This window comes from Acinetobacter courvalinii (assembly GCF_014635545.1).
Classification (GTDB): Bacteria; Pseudomonadota; Gammaproteobacteria; order Pseudomonadales; family Moraxellaceae; genus Acinetobacter; species Acinetobacter courvalinii.
This window is the reverse complement of sequence record NZ_BMDA01000001.1, coordinates 1755565-1772355: the sequence shown is the minus strand read 5'-3', so window position 1 is coordinate 1772355 and position 16791 is coordinate 1755565. Positions and strand designations below refer to the sequence as shown.

The following is a 16791-nucleotide window of genomic DNA, read 5'->3' as shown; positions in this document are numbered from 1 at the left end:
ACAAACGAGATCTAATGATTCTGTTTATATGAGGCCATGCCAATCAAAAAATAATAGCTAAAATAAATTGAGTGTTATTCATTCACCAACGGCTGTTCTACTTTGAAATTTGGCGGTGTGAGCACCGTCTTACGAATCTCATTGGAGAGTTCAGGATAATCCAGTGTATAGTGCAAACCACGTGATTCCTTACGTTCCATTGCACAACGTACAATCATCTCAGAAACCAGAACCAAATTACGTAACTCAATCAAGTTCTTACTGACACGATAATCCTGATAATACTCGGTGATTTCATGCTTGAGCATTTCAATACGGTGTAAGGCACGTTGTAAACGTTTAGTGGTACGGACAATACCCACATAGTTCCACATGGTGGAACGTAGCTCATCCCAGTTCTGCAGGATCACCACATCTTCATCGGCATCGGTAACTTGCGTTTCATCCCAGGTTGGGACATCTGGAAATTGAAACTCAGCATCAAACTTCTGTTCAATATCTTCTGCTGCACTCATGCCATAAACGAAGCATTCTAGTAATGAGTTACTGGCCATACGGTTGGCGCCGTGTAGACCTGTATAAGAGGTCTCACCAATGGCATATAAACCATCGAGATCAGTCTGACTATGTTCATCGACCACTACACCACCACAGGTATAGTGTGCAGCTGGAACCACAGGAATCATATCTTTAGTGATATCAATGCCGAGTTCAAGCAGACGGGCATACAGTGTTGGAAAATGTTCAGTAATAAACTCTGGCGATTTATGGGTGATGTCTAGCCAGACATGACGAATCCCGAGACGCTTGATTTCATGGTCGATGGTACGTGCCACAATATCACGCGGTGCAAGTTCAGCACGTTCATCAAAACGCAGCATAAAACGTTCACCATCGGGGAGGCGCAAATAAGCACCTTCACCGCGCATCGCTTCGGTAATTAAGAACGAGCGTGCTTTCGGATGGTATAAACAGGTCGGATGGAATTGGTTAAATTCCATATTGGCGACACGGCAACCTGCACGATAGGCCATGGCAATCCCATCACCAGTCGCAATATCAGGATTTGAGGTGTAGAGATAGGCTTTCATTGCACCGCCACAGGCAAGTGCAGTAAATGGAGCTAAGAAAGTATGCACCTGTTCGCTGGCTTCATCTAAAGCATAGAGGCCGATCGCACGATTAGCTTGGTTTTGATGACCAAGCTTGTGTAGGGTAATCAGATCAATCGCAATATAATTTTCAAAAATTGTAATATTTTTTCTTTCTTTGGCGCGTTCAACCAGCGTGGTTGAAATGGCTTTGCCGGTTGCATCGGCAGAGTGAATGATACGGCGTTGTGAGTGACCACCTTCACGGGTGAGATGCAATTGTTCGTCTTCATCCAGCGTAAATTGCACGCCTTGCTTGAGCAGGAAGTCAACGGATGGTTTGCCACCTTCGACAGTATGTTTGACCGCATCTAGCTCACACAAATGACCGCCTGCAATCATGGTGTCATTAATATGTTGTTGAATCGAATCGGTTTCGTCTAAGACTGCCGCAACACCGCCTTGTGCGTAGAAGGTACTGGCTTCTGTCAGCGCCGCCTTTGCCAGAATTGCAATGTTATAATGACTTGGTAAAGAGAGTGCGAGGCTTAAACCTGCACCGCCACTGCCCACAATAATCACATCAAAATGGTGAATTGTTTTTAAATCAGGCATGTCAATCTGCTTCAGTTTTAAACGTTCGCTAATGACACCGCTTTTTTATCAAAAAGGCAAGGGCCAATCTGCCTGAAATTGAGTGAATTTTTAGCGAATGCGATTTATTTATTGATTAATTTGGCCTCATCTGTATGAATGAGAAAACGATTAACTTTCAGTACATGGTTTTAATCTAGCCTTAAGCTGTCCAAGATAAAACCTTAATTGAAAGGTGAACATCTGGAAAAGGCTCCATAATTTATTCACATTTCATTGTTCTATTTGGTTGTATGCATTGAAAATATAAACATTTTTTTACGAAAAGAATGCTAGGGTTATGCTACAAACATAGATCATAACTTTTATTTTAATCAACAGTATGTAGGTTCTTGCTTCATGAAAAGTCGCTATTTACAACAAGGAATGTATGCTGCGGTATTTACGGTAGCAGCTGCTCAAGTCAATGCTGCATCGCCAGTAGATTTTTCAAATCTCGTTGAGCAGGTCAGTCCTGCTGTGGTGAGTGTCAATGTGGTCAAGAAAATGACTCAGGAAGAGTTATTACAACAACAGGTTCCGGAAATTTTGCGTCGTTTTTTTGGTAATCAGGTGATTATCCCGCAACAACAGGGACCACAGGAAAAAACCGGCTACGGCAGTGCATTTTTTATTGGTAAGGACGGATACTTGTTAACCAATCGTCATGTGGTTGAAAATGCTTCCCGCATCAGTATTATCCTGAATGACCGCCGTGAAATTGACGCAACACTTGTTGGTAGCGATGAACGTACGGATATTGCATTACTTAAAGTCAATGGAAGCAATTTCCCGGAATTAAAAATTGGTAATGTTAACCAGCTTCGCGTTGGTGAACCTGTACTCGCGATTGGTTCGCCATTTGGCTTTGATTATTCCGCATCAGCGGGGATTGTCAGTGCCAAATCACGTAATATGAGTGGTGAAACTTCAGTACCGTTTATCCAAACAGACGCCGCACTGAACCCGGGGAACTCTGGTGGTCCATTGTTTAACCAGCGTGGTGAAGTGGTGGGGGTTAACTCGCGTATCTTCAGTGGTACCGGCGGTTATATGGGATTGTCTTTTTCGATTCCAATCGATGTTGCAATGGACGTGGTACAACAGTTAAAGACGACAGGTAAAGTAACACGTTCATATCTTGGTATCATGCTACAAGACATTGATCGGAACTTGGCCGAAGCTTATAAATTACCAAAACCGGAAGGTTCTTTGATCACGCAGGTTGCACCGAAATCACCTGCTGAAAAAGCAGGCCTAAAATCAGGCGACGTGATTTTAAAAGCCAATGGTGTGCCGATTTCACGCACAGGCGATTTACTTTATTCATTGAATCGCATTGCGCCAAATCAAACCGTGCAGCTCGAAATTTTACGTGATGATAAAACACGCACCATTTCTGCAACACTGGGTACCGCACCAGATGATACGGCTGCGGATGCTGAGAAAAATAATCCAACCAGCGGTTTGGGTATGAGTATTCGTGACCTGACTGCGGCTGAGCAAGCGCGTTTGGACATTCGCAGTGGTATTCTGATTCAGGATGTGAAACGTGGTGGCCTTGCATCATTATCAAATCTGGTCGCAGGGGATGTGATTGTTCAGGTTAATGGTGTAGCGATTACCAACAGTCAAATGTTCGCTAAAACGGTGGGTGCCTTGCCGAAGAATAGTGTTGCCCGTGTGACCATTATCCGTCAGGGCCAACGTGCAATTTTAGGTTTACGTCTGCCTTAAACCTGTTATGGTTGCTCAAAACCACTCTGAAAAAGGGTGGTTTTTTATTTTGTAATACACTGCAGTTTAGACTAGTGTATCTAGCTGAGTTTTGATTGATGAAAGAAGCCAGATAAATGAGTACGATTTTTGATTTGGAATTACGAGTTCAACCTGAGCATATCGATGTATTGGGCCATGTCAATAACGTGATGTATATCCAGTGGATGCAGGATGTCGCTGCAGCACATATCGAAACATTAGGATTGGGACTTGCTCAGTATCTGGAACTTAAACATGCAATGGTCGCGGTTGAACATCATGTGCAGTATCGCAAAGCCGCTCTGGAAGGTGAACACATCATCTTGCGTACATGGCTGGATGATATAAATGCCTTATATTCTTTCCGTCAGTATGCATTTTATCGTCCGAAAGACCAAAGTGTTCTGTTTATGGGAAATACCAAATGGGCCTGTATTGAAATTGAAACAGGACGTCCAAAACGGATGTCACCGAGTTTTACTCAGGCTTACCAACCAATTTCACCAGATTTAAATCCAATGGATTTTTCAATTTCATATCGGCAGTCTGAATAAATTCAGAAATCAGCAGCAAATGAATGATCCGAGGGCGGCATTTTACGATCAATTCATCAAACTAAGTTTAAAAATAGTGAATCAATTAACCTAAACTCGGATTAAATACTTAAAAAAACGTTTAATAACGTTGGCTTATGCGAAAAATTCAATAGATTAAGCTAATTGTATAATTTTTGTATATTGGTTATTTTGTAGCCTCTTAAATTGTGTTTTGGGGAACATGATGAATGACAACGTGGGGGTTGTTGTTTTTTATTTGCTGTGCTTGTTTGCAGGCATCGTACTTGTAATCGGAAGTGTTGTTTTTGATATGACCCTTCTCTTTGTGGGGCTAGGTCTGATTGCTTGCGCTTTTTTAATTAAATCCGAGTTTAATTTAACCGTGATGTTTTGGCATAAAATTGAATAATTAAAAAAAGATGATGAAAAAGCCGTACCGATCAAGTACGGCTTTTTTATGGGAGAAAATTTATCGCGATAGCTCAACCATTCATTTTGCGTTGAAGGCTGACATTGAAACCGAAATTTACGCAATTGAGCCTTTTTGATAGCTCTCACCGTGACTGTTTAATATCAAAAGGTGTGTAAAACCAAGCGAAAAAGCTGGTCGGATTAATTGATGCTTTTATCGGCGGTTATTTCACTGTTTTGAGTAAAATCTGTGATAATGGTCACAATGTTTTTAAAAATCATGAAGTATGGATATCTTAAAATTCGTAAAAAGCTTTAATACCGTGGGATGCTATTTAACTCTTGCCAGCATTTTGCTCGCGATTCTGATTTTTTATTTCTATTATGTAAACCCAAATTAATTTTAAAAATTAAATGGTTAAATAGGTTTAAAGTTATTCTGGAAGGGGGCTCATCCTGCTACTTTTAAATGGTTTAGTTTGTTCATTATCAGCATTTGCAACCATAAACCAAACATCAGGCGGAGAAGAAAATTTTTCTCAGGTTCGATATGCGCTTGTTGAACGCATATCGTGAGGTATCCTGTGGCTGTTTCGGATCATGCTCAACTCGTCATACAAGCTTTGCATTATCAAAATAAGGATGGAATGGCACGGCACCAAGACAGGTCATCCATTCTTAGCCTTGTACCACTCACAAACTCTGCAGCATTTTTTAAAGCGATTGTCAGGTTCTGGTGGGGGAAATTAATTTCTCGCTTAAATATTGCTTTCAGCATCGCGATGTAGTCTCGGTCACATATACTTTTAACACTATATTTTTAACATTGTTGTGCTTATACTGTGCCGAACTTTTTAAACATTATTTTTCGCAGCAATAGGCAATTATTTAATTGATTAGATTGCTGTGTACATATTCTTAAGGTAACCCATGGCGCAAGCTAAAAAATCCGTAGATATCAAAAATATACGCAATTTCTCGATCATTGCACACATTGACCACGGTAAGTCGACGCTGGCTGACCGTTTCATTCAAATGTGCGGTGGTTTACAAGATCGTGAGATGCAAGCTCAAGTATTAGACTCTATGGAGCTTGAGCGTGAGCGTGGGATTACAATTAAAGCCGCTTCGGTGACGTTGTATTACACTCATCCGAATGGTCAGGAATATCAATTAAACTTCATTGATACCCCAGGACACGTTGACTTCTCTTATGAAGTGTCACGTTCTTTGGCTGCGTGCGAAGGCGCATTGCTGGTTGTCGATGCTGCACAAGGGGTTGAGGCACAGTCGGTTGCTAACTGCTATACCGCAATTGAGCAGGGTCTGGAAGTTTTACCTATCTTGAACAAGATTGACTTGCCTCAGGCCGAGCCTGAACGTGTCATTCACGAAATTGAAGAAATTATCGGGATTGAAGCGACTGATGCACCAACCTGTTCTGCAAAAACTGGTCTAGGTGTTGAAGGTGTGCTAGAGCGTCTGGTTGATGTTATTCCAGCACCTGAAGGTGACCGTGATGCGCCATTACAGGCATTGATTATTGACTCATGGTTTGACAACTATTTAGGAGTTGTTTCTCTGGTCCGTATCAAACAAGGTCGCATCCGTAAGGGCGATAAGATGCTGGTTAAATCGACAGGTCAAACTCATCCGGTCACTTCAGTGGGTGTGTTCAATCCGAAACATACTGAAACCGACATCCTCGAAGCAGGTGAAGTTGGCTTCGTGATTGCGGGTATTAAAGATATTTTTGGTGCACCAGTCGGTGATACCATCACACTTTCATCTACGCCTGAAGTGGAAACTTTGCCTGGTTTTAAAAAGGTAAAACCACAGGTATATGCTGGACTTTTCCCGATTGATTCAAGTGACTTTGAACCGTTCCGTGAAGCATTACAAAAACTACAGATCAACGATTCAGCTTTATTCTTTGAACCGGAAAGTTCAGATGCATTAGGCTTTGGTTTCCGTTGTGGCTTCTTGGGCATGCTCCACATGGAGATCGTACAAGAGCGTTTAGAGCGTGAATACGATCTGGATCTGATCAGTTCTGCGCCAACGGTCATTTACGAAGCTTTGACCAAGAAAGGCGATATCATTTATATCGACAGTCCATCAAAAATGCCGGATGGTTCTACGGTTGAAGACTTGCGTGAACCGATTGCCGAATGCCATATCCTTGTGCCACAAGAATATTTAGGTAACGTCATGACGCTGTGTATCGAACGTCGTGGTGTTCAAAAAGACATGAAATTCCTGGGGAATCAAGTTTCTATTACTTTTGAAATTCCAATGGCTGAAGTGGTCATGGATTTCTTTGACAAATTAAAATCATGTTCACGTGGTTTTGCATCACTCGACTATAACTTCGTTCGTTTCGAAAGTTCAGCTTTGGTTAAGGTAGATGTATTAATTAATAGTGAGAAGGTCGATGCCTTGGCCATGATTTGCCACCGTCAGGATGCACGTCATCGTGGTATTGCATTGGTAGAGAAGATGAAAGATCTGATTCCTCGCCAAATGTATGATGTTGCGATTCAGGCTGCGATTGGTGCACAAATCATTGCCCGTTCTACTGTAAAAGCGATGCGTAAAAACGTACTGGCCAAATGTTATGGTGGTGACGTTTCACGTAAGAAGAAACTTCTTGCGAAGCAGAAAGAAGGTAAGAAACGTATGAAGCAAGTGGGAAGTGTTGAAATTCCACAAGAAGCGTTCTTGGCTGTATTGAAAGTCGATAGATAAAGAAATGAGGCTGGGGAAACCTCTGGTTTACCCAGCTGCAAAACGAGCAGTGAGACTGCAAGAGAGGGTTTGTGGATTTTGATTTTAATTTGATTCTGGTACCAGCGACACTGATTTTCTTTCTGGTGTGGTTGCTTGATAAATTTGTATTTAAACAACGTGCAAATAAAGGGCGGAATCAGGAAAACTTTCTTATCACATGGGCATATGACTTCTGGCCAGTGTTGGCAGTCGTGCTGATCCTACGCTCTTTCTTATATGAACCGTTTAATATTCCTTCTGACTCGATGGTACCGACCTTGGAGACAGGTGATTTTATTCTGGTCAATAAATTTGATTATGGTTTACGTCTACCTGTGGTCAATACCAAAGTGGTTAATGTTGGCGAGCCGAAACGTGGCGAAGTAATTGTGTTCCGTTATCCGCCACAACCTACGATTAGCTACATTAAGCGTGTAGTGGGTTTGCCAGGTGACCATATCCAGTTTAAAGCGGGTGAGTTGACGATTAATGGTCAGCAAATTGCAAAAGTTGCCACACAATTTTCACGTGTGAAAGACCAGCAAGACACGCCAACTGCTCTGTATTTTAAAGAAACCTTGGGTGAGCATCAGCATCTGATCCGCTATCTGGAAGGGCGTAACCCACTGGTTGAACAGTTCCAGTTTGCGCAGTTAAAAGGTGCTGAAGCCTTGGTGCCATTTGTTGCTAAAGCCAATGATGTCTTTATCAAAAGCAATGGACAGGATTGGGAAGTCACCGTACCTGAAGGTCAATATTTCGCAATGGGCGATAACCGGGACCAAAGTGCGGACAGTCGTTTTTGGGGCTTTGTACCTGAAGCGAATTTAACAGGTCGAGCTTTTTATATATGGATGCATAAAGAGCCAGGCTTTAATCTTCCAAGTTTTAACCGAAATGGTAAGATTGATTGATAAAAACATAAAGGAAATATAAAGATGCGTAAATCTCAACTTGGGACTTCGTATATTGCAATTTTATTTGGGGTGGTTTTATTTGCAGTTGCTGTAAAAGCAGCAATTGCAATTTGGCCAGCATACTGGGATGACAAGCTGATTAATAATCAGATTGAAAGCTTATTAAAAGATAGCCCAGCAAACATTACACCAAGTAAGTTTGCCTCCCAGATGGATCAACGTTTTGATATGAACGGGATCCGTGATCTACATTTTAAAGATATTGCGCAAGTGACTTATAAAGATGATCTTGTGGTAATCAAGAAGTATGAAATCCGTAAGCCTTTCATGCTAAATATTAGTCTAGTTATGACCTTTGAGAAGACTTTTGACCAAAAATCTGCAAAACAAGCTCAATGATACTCGGTTGCAAGGACGAATTGGTCACCAGTTTAAACAGATTGATTTGTTAAAACTGGCCTTAACCCATCGTTCTGTCAGCCATAAACACAATTATGAACGCCTAGAATTTCTAGGCGATTCGTTATTGGGAATGATCGTTGCGAATTATTTGTATAATGCCTATCCGCTGGAAAATGAAGGCCGCTTAACGCGAATGCGTGCAACGCTGGTTCGACAAGAAGCCTTAGGAAAAATTGCAAATGATTTACAACTGAGTCGGTCATTAATTTTAAGCACTGGCGAGCTAAAATCAGGTGGTCATCACCGTGAATCGATTTTGGCGGATACAGTAGAGGCAATTATTGGTGCTATTTATTTAGACTGTAATGATCTCAACCTGCTGGAACGCATTGTGTTAAAATGGTATGAACCATATCTTGATCATATCGAACCGACAGATCAACTGAAAGACCCGAAATCACGTTTGCAAGAGTATTTACAAGCACGTAAAAAACCTCTCCCAGTTTACGAGGTTGTAGATATTCAGGGCGATGCACCGAATCAGCATTTCAAAGTGGAATGTTTGGTCGATGGATTGCCAAAAATTCAAGGCGAGGGCTCAAGTCGTCGTTTTGCCGAACAAACGGCAGCGGCAGAGATTTTAAAATTATTGGAGCAATAACCTGATGTCCCATTCAGAAGAAAATAAGCTAGAAGCAGCAGCTGAGCAGCAAGACGGCAATAACTTGATTGATCAATTTTTTAGTTCTCAAGGAACCACGATTCCTTCAGATTTTAAAAGCGGTTTTGTTGCGATCGTTGGTCGTCCAAACGTCGGTAAGTCGACCTTAATGAACCATTTATTGGGTCAAAAACTGTCAATTACTTCACGTAAGCCACAAACCACACGTCATAAGATTGTTGGTATTGATTCTCGTGAAAAATCACAGGCAGTATTTGTAGATACGCCAGGGATGCACAAGAAAGAAGTCCGTGCCATCAACAAAATGATGAACCGTGCTGCTCACTCGGCATTGCGTGATGTGAATCTGGTTTTATTTGTGGTAGATGCACAGAAGTGGACTCAAAACGACGAACTGGTTTTGGAAAAGCTGAAAAATGCAGATATGCCCGTGATCCTCGTGATCAATAAGCTAGATACCTTCGAGAACAAAAACGAAGCATTGCCATTGATTCGTGAACGTGCCAAGTTAATGAACTTTGCCGAGATTGTTCCGGTATCGGCATTACGTGGCGCCAATCTTGAGCATCTGCGTGATACCATTGAAAAGTATCTGCCTTATCAGCCACCATTGTATTCACTGGACCAGATTACAGACCGTTCGGAACGCTTCCTTGCGAGTGAAATTATTCGCGAGAAAATCATGCGCCAGTTGGGTGAAGAACTGCCATACGATTTGACTGTACAGATTGAATCTTTTAAAACAGAAGAAGCGACTGTCAATGAAAAAACCGGTCGTTTAAAACCACCTTGTACTTATATTGATGCAACCATCTTTGTTGAGCGCCAAGGACAAAAAGCCATTGTAATTGGTGATAAAGGTGCGAAGCTGAAAAGTATCGGTATGGATGCACGTGCAGACATGGAAAAAATGTTTGAACAAAAAATCATGCTCACGCTTTGGGTGAAAGTCAAAGGCGGCTGGTCTGATGATGAGCGTGCTTTAAAGAGCTTGGGCTATAGCGATATTTAAGCAATGGAAACAGGTATGAAAACAACAATTCGTGTATTCGCAATCGTGACATGTATTTTCATGTTACAGGGCTGTATTCATAAACTTGTGACCGTACCTGTTAAAGTGGCTTATAAGACAACCAAAGGGGTGGTCAAAGGCACGGCTGCTGTGGTCGGTGCGGTTATTCCTGATGGCGATGATGAAGAAAAGGATGACAAGAAGAAGGACTAATCTCGTTCCATGATGCGTAATGAAGTCCTGCATGGCTATTTGATTCATCATCGTAAATATCGTGAAAAAAGCCATATTGTGCATTTATTTACACAAGAATATGGTCGGGTGGATGGAATCTTAAGACAGATTCCTCCACCGCAGTATCAACCTATTTGCTTGCAAGCGACAGGCAAATCCGAGCTTAAAAACTTCACTAAACTGGAAATTCTGAACCAGCCTGTTTTCTTTCATGGCGATGCTTTTTTTGCTGGGTTCTATCTCAATGAAATTGTGTTGCGCCTTTGCCCTCTGGAAGAAGCAATGCCTCAGACATTTGAGCAATATCAGTTGACCTTGTTGCAATTGCAGCAACTCGCCTCACATGAGCAAGCGTCCTTATTCTTGCGCCAAATCCTGCGTCAATTCGAGCATGTCTTATTGCAAGAGCTGGGCTATGCCATCGATTTTTCAGTGGATGCCAATCAGCAGCAAATCCTGCCACTTCGGCATTACCAGTTTCAGTTGAATGATGGCTTTTTGCCAGTTGCGCAAGCATCACGTTCGACACTTTCCGGTACATTGATTGCGTCTATGCAAAACTATGAAGATGGTCAGGATTTTTCTCACGAACAATTGCAATTATTGGGTAAACTATACCGTCAAATGATTAGCTCATTGCTGGGTGACCGGCCACTTAAAAGCCGTCAACTCTGGATTCAAAGTACACAAACTTGATATTCCTGATGTATTGAAAATCATTATTCAGGGCTCAACCGATAGGATATTTTTTATGGCTGCAATCTTGGGTGTAAACATTGATCATGTTGCAACATTAAGACAGGCACGTGGTACAACTTACCCTGATCCAGTTCAGGCTGCTTTGGTTTGTGAGCAAGCGGGTGCAGAGGGGATTACCTTACATTTGCGTGAAGATCGTCGCCATATTCAGGATGATGATGTACGTCGTATGCGTCCGTTGTTGAAAACGCGAATGAATCTGGAACTGGCTGTGACAGATGAAATGGTTGCATTTGCCAAAGAGATTCAACCGCAACATGTTTGCTTCGTCCCAGAGCGTCGCCAGGAAGTCACCACCGAAGGTGGTCTGGATGTTGTAGGGCACTTTGAAAAAGTGAAGGCAGCAACAGAAGCACTGACCGCAATTGGTAGTGATGTGTCGTTATTTATCGATGCAGATCTGGCACAGATTGATGCGGCTGTCGCATGTGGTGCGCCGACGATTGAAATTCATACCGGTGCTTATGCAGATGCAGAAACTGATGAACAGCAACAAGCTGAATTGGCGCGTATTATTAAAGGTGCAGAGTACGCAGCTGCCAAAGGTTTGGTGGTCAATGCAGGACATGGTTTAAATCTGGACAATGTCGCGGCGATTGCAGCGATCCCGCAAATTCATGAGCTGAATATTGGGCATTCGATTATTGCCGATAGCGTATTCGTTGGACTGGCTCAAGCAGTAAAAGATATGAAAGCAGCAATTCAGGCTGCTGCGAGATAAGTTTATGAGTAGTGTAAATTATGATGAGTTAATGCAACCCGTCATTGCGTTTTTGGGTTGTACAACACCTCAGGCATGGTTAGATGAAGCGGTAAATAACCTTGATATCTTGATGCAAGACCATGCCAACTGTGAAAAGAAAGCAGCAAGTACAGCCATGAATTTGATGTTCCGCTACAGCTTCTTTACCGATTTGCAAGTGAAATTGGCGCAATTGGTGCGTGAAGAGATGCTACATTATGAGCAGGTGCTGGAATTCATGAATAAGCGCGGCCAAGAATGGAAGGGCTTGAGTGCAGGGCGTTATGCAGGCGGGTTACGTAAAGAAATCCGTACTTACGAGCCTGAAGCATTGATTGATGTCATGATTATTGGTGCTTTTGTAGAAGCCCGTTCATGCGAGCGTTTCTATGCGCTGGCACCGATTGTTGATGATGAGCTGGGGCGATACTACCGTTATTTGCTTAAATCGGAATCTCGCCATTTTGAGGACTATTTAGCGTTGGCTTTAGATGTTGCAAAATCAGCGAAGCTCAAAGACCCGGAAGAAGATATTCAGCAGCGTATTGAATATATCCGTGAAGTGGAAAAAAATCTGATTTTAACTCCAGATGATACCTTCCGTTTTCATAGTGGTGTACCTGCAACAATGGCAGCTTAATCTGAATCTGAAAGAAAAAACCTCTGATCAGCAGAGGTTTTTTTATGGGAGTTTAATTTTATCATGTCATAAAAAAAGCCCCAATCAATGATCAGGGCTTTTTAGAATCTTGGCTCTCCCACCTGGGCTCGAACCAGGGACCTGCGGATTAACAGTCCGTCGCTCTACCGACTGAGCTATGGGAGAATAGTAGATTGGCTCTCCAACCTGGGCTCGAACCAGGGACCTGCGGATTAACAGTCCGTCGCTCTACCGACTGAGCTATTGGAGAATCTGATGCGCATTTTAGGCATGAAAAGCAGATGCGTCAACAACAATAATAAATAAAATTAATCGTTTGCTTGATTAATAATCTTTTCAGCGTAAACCGAGCAAAAAATGCGAGAAAAAGACCTTATTTACTTAAAAATTAATCAGTTAATGTGTTGTTCCTTGAACTTTGCCAATGCATCAATTCGATATTGAATCAGCATTTCTCCAATTTCAGGGCCGCTGACATGTTCGGGCAAATCCTGCGCACGTATATTTCTGACAATTTGCATTGCATCTAGCATATATTGGGCTTGCGGATAAGGACGTTGCTCTAAACCTAAACGACCTTTGGCATCACATTCACAGGCCTGTACAAAAGCCTCTACTTTTTCTGGTCGGCGTAGTACATCCAAACGCTGTAACAAACGCCATAAAGTACCCGGTTTCAGATTCTTTACCTGATGACATTTTAAATGCTCTTTACATACGATCAGGGCCAGATTTTTCAAGGCAGTCGGTACCTTCAAGCGGTCACAGATCTGGGTAACGGGTGGAATACCACGTTCTTCATGCATAATATGTCGTGGTAACTCGTCTACAGGGGTGAGTGCTTTGCCTAGGTCGTGTACCAGCACTGCAAAGCGCACTTCAAGCGCATAATTCGCTAAACAGGCCTGTTTTAGTGCCATCAGGGTGTGAATGCCGCAATCAATTTCAGGATGATATTCTGGACGTTGAGGAACGCCGAATAATGCATTGATTTCTGGGAATAAGACTTCCAAGGCATCACAGTCTTTTAAGATCTGGAAATACACATCTGCATGATCTTCCATTAAGGCACGAGAGGTTTCTTTCCAGACGCGTTCGGGCGTTAATGCACTTAATTCACCTGACTGGGCAATCTTTCGCATCAATTGCAGGGTTTCTTCAGCAACCTTAAAGCCGTAACTGGCATAACGTGCGGCAAAACGTGCTACGCGAAGTACACGTAATGGATCTTCGGTAAATGCATCTGAAACATGACGTAGAATTTTGTGTTGCAAGTCCTGCTGACCATCATAGGGATCATAGACTGTGCCATTTTCATCCATTGCCATTGCATTAATGGTCAGATCACGACGAACCAGATCGTCTTCTAATTTTACGCTGGTATCAGTGAAAAACTGAAAGCCATGATAACCCACACCAGATTTGCGTTCAGTACGTGCCAGTGCATATTCTTCTTTTGTTTTTGGATGTAGGAATACAGGAAAATCTTTACCGACAGGTTGATAACCTTCGGCCAATAATTGTTCAGGTGTTGCTCCAACCACCACATAATCTTTTTCGTGATAGGGATGGCCGAGCAAATGATCCCGAACTGCACCGCCTACTAAATAAACTCGCATGAAAAAACCTCGATTCTTCACACAATCATGCTACAGAATAGAGGTTTTCTCAAGCGCTAAGCGAAGCTTTTCCAGAAAAGCTTCGCTTAGGTGAACTTAGTTCTGGCTTTGTTGAATTTCAGCAACTGTTAATGCTGTCATATTGACCAGACGACGAGTCGTTGCCGTAGGTGTCAGAATATGAACAGGTTTTGCAGCACCGAGTAAAATAGGACCAATGGTCACATTATTCCCAGAAGTTGCTTTTAACAGGTTGAATGAAATGTTTGCCGAATCGAGGTTAGGCATAATCAACAAGTTTGCCGAGCCTTTGAAGCGTGAATTCGGGAATGCAAAATGACGAATATTTTCATCTAATGCAGCATCACCGTGCATCTCGCCTTCAACTTCAAGTTCAGGAGCCTGTTCAGACAACAAACGGTAAACTTCACGCATTTTTTGTGCGCTTGGATCGGTTTGATCGCTACCAAAGCTCGAGTGTGAAAGCAGGGCAACACGCGGTGTAATACCAAAACGGCGAACTTCTTCTGCTGCCAAAATTGTCATTTCAGCAAGCTGAGCCGCAGTTGGGTTGGTGTTTACATAGGTATCTGCAATAAATAAATTGCGATCTTCAAGCATCAAGGCGTTCAAGGTAAAGAATGTGCTACGACCTTCTTTTAAGCCAATGATATTTTTCACGAAATCCAAGTGAATGTCATAGCTTGAATAAGTACCACATAACATGCCATCTGCTTGACCAAACTTCACCAACATGGCTGCAATGAGTGTAGAACGACGGCGTGCTTCACGTTGCGCGTATTCAACCGTAACGCCTTTGCGTTGCATGATCTGGTGATATTCTTTAGAGAACTCTTCGTACTGAGGATTTTTTTCCTGGTCGACGATTTCAATGTTTACACCATGTTGTAAGCGTAAACCAAGCTTTTTGATATTCTCTTCAATCACGGCGGTACGACCAACAAGAATCGGTTTTGCCAAGCCTTCATCAACAGCAATCTGAACCGCACGTAATACACGTAGATCTTCACCTTCAGCATAAGCAATACGTTTCGGGTCGGTTTTTGCCTGTGCAAAGATCGGTTTCATCAAGAATGCCGAGTTATAAACGAACTCAGAAAGACGTTGACGATATGCAGAGAAATCTTCGATTGGACGGGTTGCGACGCCAGAATCTATTGCTGCTTTGGCAACGGCTGGTGCAATTTCCAGAATCAAACGTTGATCAAGCGGGCGAGGGATCAGGTAGTCACGACCAAATGAAGCTGATTTTTCACCATAAGTTGCAGCATCTGCTTCTACATGTGCCATACGCGCAATCGCGTGGACACAGGCAATTTTCATTTCTTCATTAATGGTTGTGGCACCAACATCCAGCGCACCACGGAAGATATAAGGGAAACAAAGTGCATTGTTCACTTGGTTCGGATAGTCAGAACGACCTGTTGCCATAATCACATCTGGGCGAACTTCGTGTGCATGTTCAGGTAAAATTTCCGGATCAGGGTTTGCCAAGGCAAAAATGATCGGGTTCTCAGCCATTTCCTTAACCATTTCTTTGGTCAAGATGCCTGCTGCTGAAAGACCGAGGAACATGTCTGCGCCTGCCATGACTTCATGCAACTGGCTGGCTTGAATGTCTTGAACATAACGTTTTTTAGACTCGTCCAGACCTTCACGCGCAGTGGTCAAAAGACCACGAGAGTCGGCAACAACGATGTTGTTTTTATTTACGCCTAATGCGCAAAGTAAATCTAGGCAAGAAAGTGCAGCAGCACCTGCGCCTGAGGCAACAATTTTAATTTCATCAATTTTCTTATTTACGATCTGTAAAGCATTGAGCAATGCTGAACCGACAATAATACTGGTTCCATGTTGGTCATCATGGAATACCGGAATTTTCATGCGTTCGCGAAGTTTCTTTTCGATATAGAAACATTCTGGCGCTTTGATATCTTCAAGGTTGATACCACCAAAAGTTGGCTCTAGGGCCGCAACGATATCAACGATCTTGTCTGGATCATTTTCATCAATTTCGATATCGAAGACATCAACACCAGCGAACTTTTTAAATAGAACGCCTTTACCTTCCATAACCGGCTTAGAAGCAAGAGGACCAATATTTCCCAAACCAAGAACGGCAGTACCATTACTCACGACGGCGACCAGATTACCACGTGCTGTATATTTTGCAGCGGTAGAAGGGTCACGTTCGATTTCTAAACATGGAGCTGCAACACCAGGGGAATAAGCAAGCGCTAGATCTCGTTGGTTAACGAGCTGCTTGTTTGGTGTCACACTGATTTTTCCAGGTGTAGGAAATTCATGGTAATACAAAGCGGCTTGTTTTAAAGATTGATCGTCCATCTGAGTCTCATTTGTTCCGATAATAATCAGACATATACAAGTCCAATTACTATATTAAGATAAGTGCACAAGAATATAGCACTAGTTCATGCTTTCGCACAGTCAAAAAAGCTTATTTTCACTCAACGTTACAGCGATTCACAGGCTAGATTTGCTGCGAAGAAAAGGACCAAAAAG

The 16791-nt window shown here is 42.5% G+C and carries 16 protein-coding genes and 2 tRNA genes; 13 read left to right on the top strand and 5 right to left on the bottom strand.

Translation table 11 applies throughout. The annotated features are described in order from the left end of the window. Positions 1 to 74 precede the first annotated feature (74 nt). A complete protein-coding gene (gene nadB / locus IEV39_RS08085; protein WP_171067885.1) occupies positions 75 to 1712 on the bottom strand; it encodes an L-aspartate oxidase in 1638 nt (545 codons plus the stop codon). Between the two features lie 372 nt (positions 1713 to 2084). Here nadB and IEV39_RS08080 point away from each other — a divergent pair, with 372 nt between their 5' ends. The 13 genes from IEV39_RS08080 (at position 2085) to IEV39_RS08025 (ending at position 12607) form a co-directional block, all read left to right on the top strand. Continuing rightward, a complete protein-coding gene (locus IEV39_RS08080) occupies positions 2085 to 3461 on the top strand; it encodes a Do family serine endopeptidase (protein WP_005284665.1) in 1377 nt (458 codons plus the stop codon). A 116-nt stretch (positions 3462 to 3577) separates the two neighbouring features. After that, a complete protein-coding gene (locus tag IEV39_RS08075) occupies positions 3578 to 4036 on the top strand; it encodes an acyl-CoA thioesterase (RefSeq protein ID WP_005284669.1) in 459 nt (152 codons plus the stop codon). 226 nt (positions 4037 to 4262) lie between these two features. Continuing rightward, positions 4263 to 4448 (top strand): hypothetical protein, encoded by a 186-nt coding sequence (locus tag IEV39_RS08070; protein ID WP_005284672.1) that lies wholly within the window; start codon positions 4263 to 4265, stop codon positions 4446 to 4448. 289 nt (positions 4449 to 4737) lie between these two features. Further along, positions 4738 to 4851, top strand: a complete 114-nt coding sequence (locus IEV39_RS18665; RefSeq protein ID WP_009514844.1) for a hypothetical protein — start codon at positions 4738 to 4740, stop codon at positions 4849 to 4851. A gap of 529 nt (positions 4852 to 5380) precedes the next feature. Next, positions 5381 to 7198, top strand: a complete 1818-nt coding sequence (gene lepA / locus IEV39_RS08065) for a translation elongation factor 4 (RefSeq protein ID WP_005229528.1) — start codon at positions 5381 to 5383, stop codon at positions 7196 to 7198. A 71-nt stretch (positions 7199 to 7269) separates the two neighbouring features. Then, entirely contained in the window at positions 7270 to 8133 is an 864-nt protein-coding gene (gene lepB / locus IEV39_RS08060) for a signal peptidase I (RefSeq protein ID WP_005284675.1), read from the top strand. A gap of 24 nt (positions 8134 to 8157) precedes the next feature. Then, positions 8158 to 8535, top strand: coding sequence for a DUF4845 domain-containing protein (locus tag IEV39_RS08055; protein WP_005284677.1), 378 nt, complete (start codon positions 8158 to 8160; stop codon positions 8533 to 8535). Further along, positions 8504 to 9199, top strand: a complete 696-nt coding sequence (rnc, locus tag IEV39_RS08050) for a ribonuclease III (protein WP_004771512.1) — start codon at positions 8504 to 8506, stop codon at positions 9197 to 9199. The genes IEV39_RS08055 and rnc overlap by 32 nt, the downstream gene beginning before the upstream one ends. A 4-nt stretch (positions 9200 to 9203) precedes the next feature. Beyond that, positions 9204 to 10232, top strand: a complete 1029-nt coding sequence (era, locus tag IEV39_RS08045; RefSeq protein WP_005284681.1) for a GTPase Era — start codon at positions 9204 to 9206, stop codon at positions 10230 to 10232. Between the two features lie 15 nt (positions 10233 to 10247). Then, on the top strand, positions 10248 to 10445 hold the full coding sequence (locus IEV39_RS08040) for an NF038104 family lipoprotein (RefSeq protein ID WP_005284684.1): 198 nt from the start codon (positions 10248 to 10250) through the stop codon (positions 10443 to 10445). A gap of 9 nt (positions 10446 to 10454) precedes the next feature. Further along, positions 10455 to 11162, top strand: coding sequence for a DNA repair protein RecO (recO, locus tag IEV39_RS08035; RefSeq protein ID WP_005284688.1), 708 nt, complete (start codon positions 10455 to 10457; stop codon positions 11160 to 11162). Positions 11163 to 11217: 55 nt separating this feature from the next. Beyond that, entirely contained in the window at positions 11218 to 11946 is a 729-nt protein-coding gene (pdxJ, locus tag IEV39_RS08030) for a pyridoxine 5'-phosphate synthase (RefSeq protein ID WP_005284691.1), read from the top strand. A 4-nt stretch (positions 11947 to 11950) separates the two neighbouring features. Next, positions 11951 to 12607: a MiaE family protein gene (locus IEV39_RS08025; protein WP_005284694.1), complete on the top strand. Its 657-nt coding sequence runs from the start codon at positions 11951 to 11953 to the stop codon at positions 12605 to 12607. Positions 12608 to 12717: 110 nt separating this feature from the next. Here IEV39_RS08025 and IEV39_RS08020 read toward each other — a convergent pair. The 4 genes from IEV39_RS08020 to IEV39_RS08005 form a co-directional block, all read right to left on the bottom strand. Continuing rightward, a tRNA-Asn gene (locus tag IEV39_RS08020) sits at positions 12718 to 12793 on the bottom strand. 9 nt (positions 12794 to 12802) lie between these two features. Then, positions 12803 to 12878 (bottom strand) — tRNA-Asn (locus IEV39_RS08015). A gap of 142 nt (positions 12879 to 13020) precedes the next feature. Further along, positions 13021 to 14247 (bottom strand): multifunctional CCA addition/repair protein, encoded by a 1227-nt coding sequence (locus tag IEV39_RS08010; protein WP_005284697.1) that lies wholly within the window; start codon positions 14245 to 14247, stop codon positions 13021 to 13023. A 96-nt stretch (positions 14248 to 14343) separates the two neighbouring features. Beyond that, positions 14344 to 16614 carry an NADP-dependent malic enzyme gene (locus IEV39_RS08005; RefSeq protein WP_005284700.1) on the bottom strand — a complete coding sequence of 757 codons (2271 nt, stop codon included), beginning with the start codon at positions 16612 to 16614 and terminating at the stop codon, positions 14344 to 14346. Positions 16615 to 16791: the final 177 nt, after the last annotated feature.